General features: G+C 31.2%; 16 protein-coding genes. 11 read left to right on the top strand and 5 right to left on the bottom strand.

Annotation, left to right across the window (positions count from 1 at the left end; translation table 11 throughout):
• The first annotated feature begins 42 nt into the window (after nt 1–42).
• Nucleotides 43–930, top strand: coding sequence for a histidine kinase dimerization/phospho-acceptor domain-containing protein (locus CLOBL_RS19335; RefSeq protein WP_077860514.1), 888 nt, complete (start codon nt 43–45; stop codon nt 928–930).
• An 18-nt stretch (nt 931–948) separates the two neighbouring features.
• Nucleotides 949–1,290 (top strand): HAMP domain-containing sensor histidine kinase, encoded by a 342-nt coding sequence (locus tag CLOBL_RS19330; RefSeq protein WP_077860513.1) that lies wholly within the window; start codon nt 949–951, stop codon nt 1,288–1,290.
• A 550-nt stretch (nt 1,291–1,840) separates the two neighbouring features.
• Here the strand turns inward: CLOBL_RS19330 and CLOBL_RS19325 are convergent.
• The 4 genes from CLOBL_RS19325 to CLOBL_RS19310 all read right to left on the bottom strand — a co-directional run bounded on the left by CLOBL_RS19325 (nt 1,841) and on the right by CLOBL_RS19310 (nt 4,788).
• Nucleotides 1,841–2,767, bottom strand: a complete 927-nt coding sequence (locus CLOBL_RS19325) for an oxidoreductase (protein ID WP_077860512.1) — start codon at nt 2,765–2,767, stop codon at nt 1,841–1,843.
• Nucleotides 2,768–3,056: 289 nt separating this feature from the next.
• A complete protein-coding gene (locus CLOBL_RS19320; protein WP_077860511.1) occupies nt 3,057–3,500 on the bottom strand; it encodes a VOC family protein in 444 nt (147 codons plus the stop codon).
• 108 nt (nt 3,501–3,608) lie between these two features.
• The gene (locus CLOBL_RS19315) at nt 3,609–4,322 is read right to left on the bottom strand and encodes a DsbA family oxidoreductase (RefSeq protein WP_077860510.1); all 714 of its coding nucleotides are present in this window, start codon (nt 4,320–4,322) and stop codon (nt 3,609–3,611) included.
• A gap of 250 nt (nt 4,323–4,572) precedes the next feature.
• Nucleotides 4,573–4,788, bottom strand: coding sequence for a 4Fe-4S binding protein (locus CLOBL_RS19310; RefSeq protein ID WP_077860509.1), 216 nt, complete (start codon nt 4,786–4,788; stop codon nt 4,573–4,575).
• Nucleotides 4,789–4,980: 192 nt separating this feature from the next.
• Here CLOBL_RS19310 and CLOBL_RS19305 point away from each other — a divergent pair, with 192 nt between their 5' ends.
• Complete coding sequence (locus CLOBL_RS19305; RefSeq protein ID WP_077860508.1) at nt 4,981–5,574, top strand: TetR/AcrR family transcriptional regulator; 594 nt, start codon at nt 4,981–4,983, stop codon at nt 5,572–5,574.
• Between the two features lie 229 nt (nt 5,575–5,803).
• Here the strand turns inward: CLOBL_RS19305 and CLOBL_RS19300 are convergent, their stop codons facing one another.
• Entirely contained in the window at nt 5,804–6,436 is a 633-nt protein-coding gene (locus tag CLOBL_RS19300) for an FMN-dependent NADH-azoreductase (RefSeq protein ID WP_077860507.1), read from the bottom strand.
• Between the two features lie 292 nt (nt 6,437–6,728).
• Here CLOBL_RS19300 and CLOBL_RS28150 point away from each other — a divergent pair, with 292 nt between their 5' ends.
• The 8 genes from CLOBL_RS28150 to CLOBL_RS19260 all read left to right on the top strand — a co-directional run bounded on the left by CLOBL_RS28150 (nt 6,729) and on the right by CLOBL_RS19260 (nt 14,328).
• On the top strand, nt 6,729–6,884 hold the full coding sequence (locus tag CLOBL_RS28150) for a DUF6718 family protein (protein ID WP_179117798.1): 156 nt from the start codon (nt 6,729–6,731) through the stop codon (nt 6,882–6,884).
• Between the two features lie 448 nt (nt 6,885–7,332).
• The gene (locus tag CLOBL_RS19295; RefSeq protein ID WP_077860506.1) at nt 7,333–8,148 is read left to right on the top strand and encodes an MBL fold metallo-hydrolase; all 816 of its coding nucleotides are present in this window, start codon (nt 7,333–7,335) and stop codon (nt 8,146–8,148) included.
• A gap of 110 nt (nt 8,149–8,258) precedes the next feature.
• Nucleotides 8,259–9,224: a 2-keto-3-deoxygluconate permease gene (locus tag CLOBL_RS19290; RefSeq protein ID WP_077860505.1), complete on the top strand. Its 966-nt coding sequence runs from the start codon at nt 8,259–8,261 to the stop codon at nt 9,222–9,224.
• Nucleotides 9,225–9,440: 216 nt separating this feature from the next.
• Nucleotides 9,441–9,632 carry a hypothetical protein gene (locus tag CLOBL_RS19285; RefSeq protein WP_077860516.1) on the top strand — a complete coding sequence of 64 codons (192 nt, stop codon included), beginning with the start codon at nt 9,441–9,443 and terminating at the stop codon, nt 9,630–9,632.
• Between the two features lie 107 nt (nt 9,633–9,739).
• Entirely contained in the window at nt 9,740–10,555 is an 816-nt protein-coding gene (locus CLOBL_RS19280; protein ID WP_077860504.1) for a MerR family transcriptional regulator, read from the top strand.
• A 220-nt stretch (nt 10,556–10,775) separates the two neighbouring features.
• On the top strand, nt 10,776–11,768 hold the full coding sequence (locus CLOBL_RS19270; RefSeq protein ID WP_077860502.1) for an NAD(P)-dependent oxidoreductase: 993 nt from the start codon (nt 10,776–10,778) through the stop codon (nt 11,766–11,768).
• A 23-nt stretch (nt 11,769–11,791) separates the two neighbouring features.
• Nucleotides 11,792–12,991: a pyridoxal phosphate-dependent aminotransferase gene (locus tag CLOBL_RS19265; RefSeq protein ID WP_077860501.1), complete on the top strand. Its 1,200-nt coding sequence runs from the start codon at nt 11,792–11,794 to the stop codon at nt 12,989–12,991.
• A gap of 812 nt (nt 12,992–13,803) precedes the next feature.
• The gene (locus CLOBL_RS19260; protein WP_077860500.1) at nt 13,804–14,328 is read left to right on the top strand and encodes a flavoprotein; all 525 of its coding nucleotides are present in this window, start codon (nt 13,804–13,806) and stop codon (nt 14,326–14,328) included.
• The last annotated feature ends 504 nt before the right edge of the window (nt 14,329–14,832 follow it).

The following is a 14,832-nucleotide window of genomic DNA, read 5'->3' as shown; positions in this document are numbered from 1 at the left end:
ATCCTAAGTATATAAAAACTGTATGGGGAGTTGGATATAAAATTGAAGGGTAAAATTTTTGGTGGGATTATGTTTACATTTCTTGTTATCTTTTTAGTGTCTTTAATTTTAAGTACAGTAATCACCCTTGTTATAAATGGAGCTTGGAGAGATGAGCAAACGGATTACTCAAATCAAATAAGTAATTTTACTTATAATTGTAAGGAGATATATAAAGAAATAGATGAAAACATGAAGAATGATGAAAAACTCCAAGATATTGTAAGCAGAGATACCATTAGATTTAAAGTATTTATAGTTGATAAACAGGTAAAAGTGCTATTTAGCCCTGAAAATAATTGTATAAAGCAGTTTGATATAAATAAAATCTTAAATCAACAAAGTAAATCTAATTTTGATAAAAATAACATTAGTTATTATGATATAAAATCATTAGTGGAGGATATATATGTTGTAGTTTCAGATGTTTTGTACAAGGGAGATATTTCATTTTCAACTCTTTTTCCTTTAGGAATATTAATATTTGTAGATTTATTTTTATTATTAACTTATGGAAAAGTAAAGTATATAAATAGTTTATCAAAAGGACTTGTAGAAATATCAAAATGGAATTTAAATTATAGAGTTGAAGTTAAGGGGCGAGATGAGTTGTCCATTCTTGGAAAAAATATAAATTATATGACTGAAGAATTAATGAATCTGAAAGAGAAAGAAAAAGAGATTGAAAAAAATAAAAATAGACTTATAGTAAGTGTATCACATGATTTAAGAACTCCTTTTACATCAATTATTGGTTACATAAAATTAATAAAAGAGAATTATAAAGAAAAAGACGACATAAGCAAATATATAGACATAATTGATAATAAGTCCAGTAGATTAGAAGAGTTAATAAATGATCTTTTTGAATATACAAAACTTACATCTTGAGATATTAAACTTGAAAAGATGGATATCTCATTAAATGAATTTATGAGACAAGTTGTAGAGGGAATGATGCCTGCATGTAACCAAAATGATTTAAATATTTTATTAGAAGCGCCAAATGAAGATTTAAATGTAAATGTAGATCCAGCAAAAATGGTAAGAGTTTTTGAAAATATAATTTCTAATGCTATAAGGTATAGTAATAAGAAAAGTGACATAACTATAAAGATTTTTAAAGTTGAAAATGGAGCAATGGTAAGTATTGAAAATAAAGGGAAGCCTATAAAAAAAGAAGATTTGAATAAAATTTTCGATATGTTTTACAGAACTGATGAATCAAGAAATAATCAAACTGGAGGCTAAGGGATTGGACTTTCAATTGCTAAAAGCATTGTAGAGTTACATGGAGGAAATATATGGACAGAGTGTGAAGGAAATAAAATATGCATTTATGTATTAATATAATTATATAAAGTAGTGGATTTAAAAGGTCACGCTTCGCCTCCACCATAAAACCCACGACCATTTGTATGTGGCTTAAATAGCTACTTATAAGTGGTCGTGTTTTTTATTGCTACGGGGTAGCGCTATAATCAAAACCACGAAATCTAATTTTGGGATTTTCATGGGTTCATCTATTGTTCAAAGAGAAATTTAGAAAACTAAATAAAGTGACATATTTAATATCTAACATAACAGTAAAATTCGATAGCAATATTTTATCTTATAAGGTATTGATATCGAATTTTTTTGTATAAAGCTATTTTGCCAAAGATAAAAAGTCATATTAGAAGAGCTTTTGGAGATTATGCACCTAATGTTATACAGAACTTTGGAACCTTGTAGCTTTGCCGATATGTTTCCGCATACGGGCTTGATCAGGTGGAGGTATCACAGACCTGAAAGGGCAGCTTCAACTTACTGGAGGCAAGCCGGGGTCAATCCCTGTCATGTCGATGGATACATCCCACAATCGCTTTGCAAGCTGCGGATCTCGCGCCTGCTCGGAACAGGAGGATTCGAAAGAAGGTCCCCTCAACTCATGAAATCCTGTCGATCCATAATAACCGCCTGGCTTTATTTGCCCAGTCGCTGCATGCAGTGCTCCCCAGGCACCCATGGCAGGCGTGTTCAAGAACAGACGGACTACCGGCATCACTACTTTGCCAAGCACGCTATCGCGTCCAAGCTTCGTTCCTCCTGCAAGGCCAGGGTGGCAGGCCACGGCTGTCGTTTGCGCACCCGCAGCCCGCAGCCGACGGTCCAACTCGAAGACGAAAAGCATATTCGCGAGTTTAGTGGCACCATAGCGTGGGAGCCATCTAAAGCTCTTCTCTGCGTTAAGGTCTTCCCAGTTGATCTCCGCACCCTTGTGTTGACCGCTGCTGGTGACAACGATACGAGATCCAGACGTTTCCATGAGCTTGGGCAGCAGTAGAGCGGTGAAGGCGAAGCAGCCAAGATGATTAACTCCAAACGTAAGTTCAAAACCTTGCACCGTGTGCCTTAGCTTAGGACCTTGCACGCCAGCATTGTTAATGAGAACGTCGATGTGCGGCTCCTTTGCGGCCAATTCAGCTGCGCTGCGCACACTCACCAGATCTGCCAGATCGAGTGGCAGGAAAGTGAGGTCAGCTTCGGGGACCTTCTGCCAAATCCGGTCCATGGCGGCTTTCGCCTTCGCTTGGTTGCGGCAGGCGAGCAGCACTCGCGCGCCCCTCGCTGCCAGCACGTTTGCAACTTCGAATCCAACGCCGGTATTGGCTCCGGTAACGATGATGCATTTACCTGATTGATCAGGTACACTAGCATCAGTAAATCCTGTTTTACTATTTAACATATGAATCACACCTCCAACAATTTCAATCGACTAGTCTGTCGGTTTTAAACAAAGAATATTTCTAATTTTTAATACTATCTTCCCAAAAGGTCACAGAATATAGATTCTGTGACCTTTTGCGGTAATGCTTCTGATAATAAAAGTTGGTATTCTAATACAAGTGACTAGTATACTCTTTTGATAAGTCTTAAAGTTTTTCTATGATCTTCAAAACAAAGATTTCTTCACCTATTTCTTCCTTCTAATTAGCGAAAGTCAGTTTAATTGTGTAATTTGAAATTGTGAACAATTAAACCTCCTGTTTCATTATTTGAATCTCCATACCCCATGAAGTTGTTATATAGAAAAATCCAAGAGGGCTCAGCTCTCTAACTTTAACATCAGGCTGTTCTGAAAAATACTTCATAGCCTCTTCTAAATCAGTTACTGTAATAGCTAGATGAGCTACACCGATATCACTGGGTTTTAGTTGAACATTCTGTTGATCTGGCGTCGACCATTGAACCAGTTCGATCTTCCTACCCCCGTATTGCAAAAATGCTGCCCCTTCTACTACTGAATTTTCATGAACCCCAAAGCACCTCTTTAAACTATCATCTTCAAACTGCATCCATCCTGGCCGGAACAAGACTTCAAAACCCAAAATGTTAGTGAAGAATTCAACTGCTACTTCGATATTTGGTACTACAAATCCAGAATGTTCAATTGTGCCTTGAAAAATTGTGTTTTTCATATCGCTAAACTCCTTTGATTTTTTATTTGGAAATAAATAATTTATTATAAAGCTTGCACCTAGTTCAAATGCTTTTTGACAATCTAGAGGAAAAATAACGACTTCCTTTTAAAATTTACATGTTCCATCGGAACAATAGTCATCTGATGACTGTTCTGATCTATGCTCTTTAGCCTTAGCATTGTCATAATCTTCTTTCCATGTTTGTCGTAATACCTCTAAAAAAGTTTCACTGGGCTGTGCTCCTGAGATGGTATATCTGTCATTTACAATGAAAAATGGGACACCCTGAATGCCGATTTTCGATCCCTCAGCTTTATCATCTGCAATATTATCGCTATATTTATCATTTGCTAAAACATCCAAAGCTTCGTTTTCATAAAGACCTATCTCACTTGCAAGTTGGGCAAGTGTTGCATGATCACCAATATCTAGTGAATCAGTAAAGTGAGCTTTCATAATACGCTCCATAAACTCTCGCATCTTCCCATTCTCTTTTGCATAATAAGAAAGGCGAAGTGCGTCATATGAATTCGTAGGAATCATTGTATCAAATTGATAATCTAACCCAACCATTTTCGCTTTTTGTTTAAGTTCATTGTTCAATGCTTTTGCTTTTTCATATGAGATACCATGCTTTGAAGATAATACTTGATGGATATTCATTCCTGTATTTTTTTTCGCATATGGATCTAATTGAAAACTACGAAATACGACTTCTACCTCTTCCTTATGTTCAAACTGCTCTAATCCTTTTTCAAAGTTGCGTTTGCCAATATAACAAAACGGACAAGCAAAATCAGACCAAATTTCTATTTTCATAATTATACACTCCTTCTCTTTTAATCTGTTACAGCTCAATATCACTGATCATTTCTGTATTTAATAGTTTGTGTATTAGTAATTTATCCAATTAGGTTTTCCCAACCATTAAATACTCTTAAAGCTAATGCTTCATCTGCGACGGTCTTAACTTTATCGCATATAAAATATTCATTATTCTGGAACATACCTTAAAATAAAAATATTACGATTCATCTATTTGCTTTAATGCCTACTAGTATAAATATAGCTATTTTTCTTTTATGGTTATAACTCTATCTTTATTATAACGGCATGCTTTGACGCATTTACCACACCCAACACATTTATTTATATCTATTGTTGGATAATCTACTTTAAAAATAAATTTTCTATCCTGTGTAATTGCATTAGCAGGGCAGCTTTTTATAGTGCTGCACACTAAACATTTATGACAACTATTAGTATTTACGAATGCTTTTCTCATTTGTTACCTCCTAATTATTATTAAGCTAATACATTTTTTATTTAACTAAGCAACAATTGTTGTATAAATAATTTATATTATTTATAATAAAGTAATAACACTATATAATCAAACAACAAAATTTATATAGTGTTGTCTATACAACAATTTATGTTTTTTGTATATTAATTTAAGGAATAGTGAGGAGATTCTATGAAGACAGAAAATAATTATAATGACCCAAGATCAAAAAGAACCCGTCAATTTATTATTGACGCTTTCATTTCTTTAATAATCAAAAAAGATTTTGAATCTATTACCATAAAAGATATTACTGAAAAAGCTGCTATAAATAGAGTTACATTTTATGCTCATTTCCAAGATAAATATGCTCTTTTTGATTTTGTAATATCAGATAGATTTAATGAAATATTATCTCAAAATATTAATCTTCAAGCCGAAATTGATGATAAATTTATGGAAAGTTTAATTATCTCAGTTTGTGAATACCATCAAAGTGCTCGTGAAACATGCAAACGTGGTTATATTTCTGTTGCTTCTATAATGAATAAAAAATCTAGAGATGCTCTAGTTGATTTTTTATATAATAAATTTAAGAATTGTAAATCTGCAAATTACGATTCTAGAAGAATAAAATTATTCTCTATCATGGTGAGTAACTCAATTTCAAGCTCAGTATATGAGTGGATCACTAATAATGAAGTAATATCTCCTAAAATCCTTGCTAAAGAAATTCTTCCATTTATAATGGGGGGAATGCATCAAATGCTAGAGACCCTAAACTGAAATAATAAATAGAAAACTGAATTTTAAGCGGTCCATATATTGCCGCAAACAGTAAAAATAAAGGCTTCTGAGTATTGTTTTCTCCCAGCATTACCTGGTAAATCGAACAGCATACTCTGAAAGCCTTATTTTACAAGCTTGCAAACTTTATTTACTTTATACACTTTTTATCAATGCACTGAGTATATAAAAAAGATACTGCTCGAGCCTAGTGGGGACCTAGCTGCATTTAAAAGTTTTCTGCCAGTTCAGCAGCTCTGATCAATCCTGATTCGATAATTTCCTCAGCACGGTCTCTGTATTTTGCATGTCCTTCAATGACTACAATCTCAGGGTTTTTGATACCCAACAATACACCAAATATATTTTTTACGTAATTTAACCCCATCTCCAATGGAGCTGCAAATTCTGACGAAAAGTCTCCGCCACGCGCACATAGAAGAGCAACTTTTTTGTCGCCAACCAATCCTTCTGGTTGACCTTCTGCCGTGTATCTGAACGTTCTCCCTGATTGCAACAAATAGGAAATATAAGTGATGAGAGGGGCCGGAACCGTTAAATTCCATAATGGGAATGCAAAAACAACTTTGTCCGCGGCCAAAAATTCGTTCAAATAGTGGTTCACTATTTCTGCAGCCTGACTTTCTTCCGCAGTGTTTTCTAATCCTTGTGCTGCTTTATAAAGTCCCGAAATAGCTGTATTACCGTAATATGGAAGACCAGCGCTAAAAAGGTCGAGTTCTATTATTTTATCCTGTGGATGAGACCCCTTGTATGTTTTCAAAAAAGTATCGTACATTTTGACACTAACTGCTTGCTCTGCTGGTCTGTCGTTAGATTTGATGAATAATACATTTGCCATAAATATAACCTCCAAAAATTATAATATTTAATAAATTAAGCAATTTTCTTTTTGCGAGTTTATTTGTTCGATTCCAAATCAGTTATATTCAACTGGTGGCATCTTACTTTTTTATCACCACATTTATACAACACGTGTTGTATAAATAAATTATACTATATTTCAAAGATTGTTCAACCAACAGTTTTAAATATATGTAGTATACACAACAAAGTATTAAAAATGTATTGAAAAATAAAGGAGCCCATGAGTTAAAATATAATAAATATTATCCAAGCATAGAAGTTAATAAATGTTATATTCATTATCTAAATATTTAACATTAACAACATTAGAACGTGGTGTTCAAATAGTAACACTAAATGATTTAGAAAGTTATAAGGAGTATTCACCATATACATTGGTAAATAATGAAGTTGATTTTATAAGTAAAGTTGTTAATATGTAATATGTTGCTGTCTAAAATTAAATGAAATTTATTGGTGGATTTCAAAGGTCATGCTTCGTCTCCACCATAAAATCTACGACTATTTGTATTTGGCTTAAATAGCTACTTACAGATGGTCGTGGTTTTTTATTGTTACGGGTAGCTTCACCAAGCATTAAATTTAATTAGATGATAATGCTGATAAAAAAAGATGGAAAATGAATATTATTAAATTCAGATATTAATGAGTAATTAAGTATTGTAGAACATGTAATGTTTGACATGTCCATAATTAAATAATAAAATTGTAGTTGTAAGTAAAATTAGCCTGATTTAGAATGATTTTCATTAAAAAGCTAATTTGAAACAATTCAACTTTAGAATTATAGCATAATACAGTTTGACTATAAATTGGTATTATGACACAAAATTCAGAAGATTTTTAATTAACAGGAGGAAGTAGAGATAAATGAATGAAGAAAAAATAAATCTTCCACAAGAATTATTTGATAATACTCCTTTGGAGCCAACAAAAGTTTTTGATAATTTATATTGTGTTGGTAGTCGAAGTGTTGTGGCGTGGGCGCTAAAGACATTTGAAGGAATCATATTGATTGATTCAATGTGGGACAACCATGATGCGCAGTTAATTATAGATGGCATGAAAAAAATGGATTTAAGTCCACAGGAGATTAAATATATTATTATTACACATGGACATGGAGACCATTATGGTGGAGCTCAATTTATTAAGGATAATTATAAAGCAAAAATAGCTATGAGCGAAACAGATTATAATTTTATGAATACAGTTAATTCTGGTGCAAATGGGTCACGATCACCAAAATGTTCAGTTGATATTATGATAAAAGACGGGCAAAAAATAGAATTAGGTGATACTATAGTAACTATTATAGAAACGCCAGGACATACACCAGGATGTATATCTCTAATTTTTTCTGTTAAAGATAATGGAACAAATTATAATACAGTACTATGGGGAGGAACTGGAGCTCCAAGTGATTTGGAAGGAAAATTAGATTATAGAAAATCTATTGACTATTTCGAGAAGTATGCACAGATAGAGCACGCAACAGTAGAAATTACAGCTCATTTGTTTTCTGAAAATGGATATTCAAAATTAGAAACAGTACGAAACAGAAAAGGTAACGAAACAAATCCATTTTTTATTGGAGAAGAGGGGATTAAAAATTACTTTGATAATTTACGTAAGCAGATAAATTATATGATAGAAAAACAAAAAAACAAGAGTGGAGAAAATTAAGTATTTTGAGTTGCTGTTAATATAATTAAGTAGATAGCTGACGAACCATAGTATAATAATCTTTAATGGTTTTAGCAACTATTTATTGATGGGAGAGAAAGTGATTATGAATGATAACTGTCAATAACGAAAAAGAAAAAAGTAAAAGTAATTTAAGGATTTTAGATCGCGTGAAGAATATCCCAGGAGGATTAATGCTTATACCAATGGCAATCGGGGCTATAATAAATACATTTAGTCCTAAAGTTGTGCAAATAGGAAATCCTACTTCGGCCATATTTTCTAGTAATGGAACTATGTGTATTGTTGGCATTATGATTGTATTTATAGGTATACAAATTAGACCAAATCAGCTATTACTCGCAATAAAACGAGGAGGCGTGCTTATTTTAACAAAATTAATAATAGGAATTATAGCTGGTTTAGTTATAATGAAATTATTTGGACTTGATGGATTTTTAGGCATATCAACATTAGCATTAGTTTCGTGTATTACTAGCTGTAATCCAGGAATGTACATAGCTTTAATGGATCAATATGGAGATGAAATTGATATTGCAAATTACGCTTTCTTAAACCTCATAGGACTGCCTTTTATACCAATTTGTATATTGGGTTTTGCAGGAGGATATGGCATTGATTATAAAAGCATTGCTGCAACCTGCATTCCATTTTTTGTTGGTATGTTTTTAGGAGGAATAGATGATAATATTAGAGAATTTACTAAATCAGGATCTAGTATAATGACACCTTTTTTAGGATTTTGTTTAGGTTCTAATATAAATATTTTAACGGCATTATCTTCTTATACGTTAGGGTTTATATTACTTATAATATTTTCAATTGTAAATAACATTCCAATGCTGTTTGTGGATAAAATATTTTTAAAACAAAAAGGTTATGCATCAACTGCCATTTGTTGTGTGGCGGGATTATCTATTGCAGTACCAAAACTTATGGGGGAAATAGATGCATTGTATTTGCCATATGTAGAAACAGCAGCATCTCAAATAGCATTTGTTGTGGTAATAAGCACTATTATTACTCCAATTTTAGTTAAGAAATTGTCGAAATGAAATGAGATCTGCTGGTGGATTTCAAAGGTCACGCGCCTCCGCCATAAAATCCACGACCATTTGTATGTGGCTTGAATAGCTGCTTACAGGTGGTTATGTTTTTTTATTGTCACGGGTAGCATAACAATTAAACTCACAAAAATCTACAGTGCAGAAGGAATTAATAAGGACATCAAATAAAAAAACGTAATTATGAATAAAAAGAAATTGTTGCATATGCTAATCTTAGAAATAACAATAAGTAAAACTAGAGATATTGAATCAATAGAGCTTAATATAAATGATAACTTAATAATGTATCTAAATAACGGAGAAGAATCAAGTCCAGATGGAGGAGGTTCTCTTCTTTCTTTTGTTTCAAGAAAAATGTTAATGATAAATCCTGTGAATATAAAAATTTGTATATAGGATTAAAAAATTAATATATTATAATTAATTTATAAAATCAATATTTTAAATTAATTATAAGTGAAGTTATATATTAATACATTATTTAAGATTAGGAGAAAAACTATATGAAAGATTTATTTACAATTGGAGAAGTGTCAAAGTTGTTTAATCTTAATATTAAGACATTAAGATATTATGATGAAATAGATTTATTTAAGCCAATATTTATAGATAAATTTAACAACTATAGATATTATTCAACGGAGCAATTTGAGCAATTAAATACAATAATGTATTTAAAAGCACTTGGAATGTCTTTAAGTACAATAAATTTTCATTTAAATAAACGTAGCATTGATAACATAACCGAATTATTAAAACAACAAAAAGAAGTCACAAGAAAAAAGATAAATGAACTACAGGCTATAGAAAAGAAAATTGAAAATAGATTAAAACAAATCAATTATGCAAGGCAATATGATAAACTAGACGTAATTCAGGAAATTGAATTTGATGAGAGAACTATTGTGTTATTAAAACAAAAAATAAAATCAGATAAGGATTTAGAGTTATCCATTAGGAATTTAGAGAATACGACTAAGAAAAACGCTTCTGTTTTCAATGGGAAAGTAGGTGTATCAATTTCTACAGATAATCTGCAAAATGGAGTATTTGATGAATATGATTCAATTTTTTCATTTACAGAAGGTGAAAAATATAATAAAAAACTAATAAAAATTTTACTTAAAGGTATTTATATTACTATTCGGTTTAATGGAACTCATAAAAATTCGCCTAAATATTATGATGCGCTTTTAAAATATATTGAAGAAAAGGGATATAAAATTATTGACGATTCTATAGAAATAACACTTATTGATTTTGGCTTAACTACTGAAAAATCAGAGTTTATAACTGAAATTCAAATATTAATAAATTAATATTGACACTCCAGTCACTGGACCCTTTATAATTTCTAACATAGATAACTTGAGGTGTTAAATTGATTGGAACAATAGTAAATTGTATTTCTATTATGAGCGGCAGTATTTTAAGAGCAGCTTTTAAAAAAGGAATAAAAAAGACATGTTTCTGCAAAAAGAGTGGCCACATTTAAATATGGCATAATAATAAGAATATATAAATTAAAAGGAGTTAAAAATGAAATTATTGCATATTGGAAAAAAAGGAAATATAAATCGGTTCTCTAAAAAATCAGAGTTGATGGAAGGCATAGAGATTATTGAAATGCCTTCTGGACTTGGGGCAGATGAATATCTTGCTATAGGGAAAGACGCAGAGTTTATTATAGCCGATGCCATGGCGAAGGTGTCTGAGGAATTGATTAAAGGAATGCCTAATTTAAAAATGATTCACTCAGAAGGAGTTGGGTATAATTTTTTTGATTTAGAAGCTGCCAGAGAAAAACAAATTTATGTATGTAATTGTAAGGGAATGAATGCTATGGCGGTAGCAGAACAGACGATTCTTCTTATGCTTAGCATGCTTAGAAATGTAAGAAACTGTGATCAAGCGGTTCGTAATGGACATCAGATTGAGAAAAAAGAAGAGTATATGAAAAAAGGGAATCTGAAGGAGTTATCTGATTGCAAAGTGGGAGTAATTGGTTTTGGAGATATTGCTAAGTGTACAGCAATGATTTTAAAAAGTTTTAATGTGGAGACGTATTATTATAGTAGGACCCAAAGTGATAAAGATGTAGAAGAAAAATATAATGTGAAATATTTGGAACTTGATGAATTATTAAAAAATTGTAATGTATTTAGTATTCATTTACCAGTTACAAATACTACTTATGAGATGGTAAATGATGAGTTTTTAAGCAAGATACCAGAAGGATCTTATTTGGTTAATACATCAAGAGGAGAATTGGTTGATAGTCTGGCATTAGTGAGAGCTTTAGAAAGTGGAAAGCTTGAAATGGCAGCTTTGGATACTATAGCAGGTGAACCAGTTCAATTGAGCAATGTGTTATTAAATCAAGAACAGAAAATTATGGAGAAAATAATATTTAGCCCTCATATTGGTGGTATAACAGCTTCAAGTTTTAAAAGAGGATATTCAATGATATGGAGCAACATTAAAAAAGTAATAGCAGGTGAAAAACCTGATCGTATTGTTAACTCATTATAATAATTGAGAGGAAGGAATTCATTATGATTAATCAAAATTACAAAGAATTATTAAATGGTAAATCTATAATTAGAGAACAGAGTGAATATGCAACAAGTTTAGGAAAAGAAATAGGATATGAAAATGTATTTGATTATAGCTTGGGAAATCCAAGTGTACCAGTACATCTAGATTTTACTGAGGTATTTATAAATATACTTAAAGATGAAGATCCTATAGCTGTCCATGGTTACAGTCCTTCTTTAGGAAATACAGAGGTCAGGGAAAAAGTTGCACAAAGCTTAAATAAAAGATTTAATATGAATTATGAAACAAAACATATTTTTATGACTTCTGGTGCTGCAGGTGCGTTAGCACATGCCATAAGATGCGTTACAAAGCCAGGGGATGAGGTAGTAACTTTTGCACCATTTTTCCCAGAATATTATCAATATGTAGAGCAAACTGGGGCGATTCTTAAGGTAGTGCCGGCTAATATAATAGATTTTCAAATAAATTTTGAAGCCTTTGAGGAGATTATCAATCCTAATGTACAGGCAGTTTTGATTAATACGCCTAATAATCCTTCAGGTATAGTATATTCAGAAAAAACAATAGAAAAACTATGTGATTTTTTACGTAAAAAGCAAGTCGAATATGGACATGATATATTTTTAATCAGTGATGAACCATATAGAGAAATACTATTTGGAGGAGCAGATAACTTTTATGTAAGTAAGTATTATGATAATTCTATTTCTTGTTATTCTTTTTCTAAAAGTTTGAGCTTACCTGGTGAGCGTATAGGTTATGTTGCCGTGAATCCTAAAGCTACTGATGCTGAAATTATTGCAGTCATTTGTGGACAAATTAGTCGTGGTATAGGACACAATTGTCCAGCATCAAGCATTCAGTTGGCAGTGGCAGAAGTTTTAGATAAAACTAGTGATTTATCTATATATGAAACAAATATGAATCTGATTTATGATGCATTGACAAGGGTAGGATTTCAAGTAGTTAAACCAGGTGGAACATTTTATATTTTCCCTAAAGCGTTAGAAGAAGATGCAAATGCATTTTGTATGAAGGCGAGAAAATATAATCTTATTTTAGTTCCTAGTGATAATTTTGGAGTTAAAGGATATTTCAGAATGGCATATTGTATTGATACTGAAAAGGTAATACGAAGTATAGAGGCACTTGAAAAGTTTGCAAAAGAAGAATATTTGGGAAGTGAAAGATAAGCTGATTTAGAGGAGGATAAACATGAAATTAGGTATTAATCCTAATAAATTTATGAGTTCTATAGAAGCAATAATTACAAGAGTAGCAAAAAAGAAAGAATTTTAATTGTCAGGTGAACGTAGGATTTGTGGATATAGATAATGCTGAATTTGAAATTCAACTATAATATTAAGCATGCAGGAATGCTAAATTAAAATTTATGTTAAAGAATAAAGTTATTTTGAATTACTTGAGTAAATATATAAAATTATTGAATTAATGAAACAAAGTATATATAATATAATAAAGCGATGGACTGGAGTTTGTCTTTATTAAGTTTTATTTTTAAAGAAAGTAATAAATCGATGAATAACGTAATTGCTAATTGATCAAATATAAAAAGTCTATCTATCTTATGAAAATATTAAATTCATTTAGTAAATGAATATCATAATAAGACATGGCAAAACACAATGAAGTGAGGAAAGCTGATTGTATTTTGCTATTTTTTTGTTTACAAAAAAATAATAAATTAAGTTATTTCTAATCTTAAGCAAAATTAGAAATGGTTTAGTCATATAATAATTTATTATGGGTGATGATATATAATTTGTGATTAGGAGTTTTAAAATAAATATAAATTTTATTTATTAAAACCACCGCTATTAGAGGAAAAGAAAAATATTACAAAAAGAAACTTTGAACAATATATTACTGATTTTGAAAATAGTAAGGTAGAATTTAAAATTGAAACAAAAAGTTGTGTTATTTGGAGGAAACCAGAAAACGCATTTTACAATTACTTTTATTTTATGTGAATGGAGGACAAACTATGTTATCAGGAAAAATAATAACTTTAGGAATTACGGCATGTAGCCCTGCAAATGAATCACTTACTTTAATTAGGAAACTAAAAAAACTTGGAGCTCAAGTGCATGTAATTATGACTACAAATTCATGCAATTTTGTTACACCACTTATGGTTCAGAGAGAGGCTGGGACACCAGTTCAGATTGAACAGTTTGAACTTCCAAAGGCTTATGATATGAACCATCAATCATTGTCAATTAAATCTAATTTGATGATTGTTGCACCAGTTTCTGCAAATACCCTTGGAAAAGCTGCTAATGGCATAGCAGACAATCTTCTTACTACAAATTTATTATCAACAAGTGCACCTATTATTTTTGCAACACATATTAATCCAACAATGTATAATAAGCGTAGTGTACAAAGAAATATTAAAACCCTTAAAGAAGATGGAATAATTTTTGTTGAAAATAAAGAAGGGAAATATCCGAGTTTATTTCCAAGCATAGATGCTATTATTAGTGTAGTTGAAGAAATACTTAGCTAAATCATAATTAGTGGATTTCAAAGGTCACGCTTCGCCTCCACCATTGAAATTTAAGTCAATGAAAGGATTTATTTACCATTCTTTGAGTAATTCATAGGTGGGATAATTGTCATTAGCAGAGTCAAAGCAGATATTGCTTATGTGAAGTCCAAAATTTTAGCATATGTGAGTGCCTCCTAAAAAATGTATTTTAATAAAAGGCTACGCCGCAAATTTCTGTAAATTTGTCAAGTGATTTATACAAAAAGCAGAAAAATTATGCATAAATTTTGGAGGAAGCTATATGGAGTATTAAAAATAAAAATCGAGTAAACTCGGGTGTTATAGAGTTTCCGAGAGTACTCGAACTTTAAAGGGAGGACTCTTCTAGTATATAGAAATGAGACAGAGCTTGAAGGTGGAGTAATCACGAACAAGTACATATTAAGAGATTTTTCATTTCATTTAAGTATAAAAAGTTTAATAATATAAATTTTTAAGGATGTATTTTTATGCAAAATAGTA

It is taken from the genome of Clostridium sp. BL-8 (assembly GCF_002006495.1).
Taxonomy (GTDB): domain Bacteria; phylum Bacillota; class Clostridia; order Clostridiales; family Clostridiaceae; genus Clostridium.
This window is presented reverse-complemented; position numbering and strand designations above follow the sequence as displayed.

Excerpts from the sequence above, each read along its gene's own strand:
- CLOBL_RS19330 (WP_077860513.1), top strand. The coding sequence starts at position 949 with ATGGATATCTCATTAAATGAATTTATGAGACAAGTTGTAGAGGGAATG.
- CLOBL_RS19325 (WP_077860512.1), bottom strand. The coding sequence starts at position 2,767 with ATGTTAAATAGTAAAACAGGATTTACTGATGCTAGTGTACCTGATCAA.
- CLOBL_RS19320 (WP_077860511.1), bottom strand. The coding sequence starts at position 3,500 with ATGAAAAACACAATTTTTCAAGGCACAATTGAACATTCTGGATTTGTA.
- CLOBL_RS19315 (WP_077860510.1), bottom strand. The coding sequence starts at position 4,322 with ATGAAAATAGAAATTTGGTCTGATTTTGCTTGTCCGTTTTGTTATATT.
- CLOBL_RS19310 (WP_077860509.1), bottom strand. The coding sequence starts at position 4,788 with ATGAGAAAAGCATTCGTAAATACTAATAGTTGTCATAAATGTTTAGTG.
- CLOBL_RS19305 (WP_077860508.1), top strand. The coding sequence starts at position 4,981 with ATGAAGACAGAAAATAATTATAATGACCCAAGATCAAAAAGAACCCGT.
- CLOBL_RS19300 (WP_077860507.1), bottom strand. The coding sequence starts at position 6,436 with ATGGCAAATGTATTATTCATCAAATCTAACGACAGACCAGCAGAGCAA.
- CLOBL_RS28150 (WP_179117798.1), top strand. The coding sequence starts at position 6,729 with ATGTTATATTCATTATCTAAATATTTAACATTAACAACATTAGAACGT.
- CLOBL_RS19295 (WP_077860506.1), top strand. The coding sequence starts at position 7,333 with ATGAATGAAGAAAAAATAAATCTTCCACAAGAATTATTTGATAATACT.
- CLOBL_RS19290 (WP_077860505.1), top strand. The coding sequence starts at position 8,259 with ATGATAACTGTCAATAACGAAAAAGAAAAAAGTAAAAGTAATTTAAGG.
- CLOBL_RS19285 (WP_077860516.1), top strand. The coding sequence starts at position 9,441 with ATGCTAATCTTAGAAATAACAATAAGTAAAACTAGAGATATTGAATCA.
- CLOBL_RS19280 (WP_077860504.1), top strand. The coding sequence starts at position 9,740 with ATGAAAGATTTATTTACAATTGGAGAAGTGTCAAAGTTGTTTAATCTT.
- CLOBL_RS19270 (WP_077860502.1), top strand. The coding sequence starts at position 10,776 with ATGAAATTATTGCATATTGGAAAAAAAGGAAATATAAATCGGTTCTCT.
- CLOBL_RS19265 (WP_077860501.1), top strand. The coding sequence starts at position 11,792 with ATGATTAATCAAAATTACAAAGAATTATTAAATGGTAAATCTATAATT.
- CLOBL_RS19260 (WP_077860500.1), top strand. The coding sequence starts at position 13,804 with ATGTTATCAGGAAAAATAATAACTTTAGGAATTACGGCATGTAGCCCT.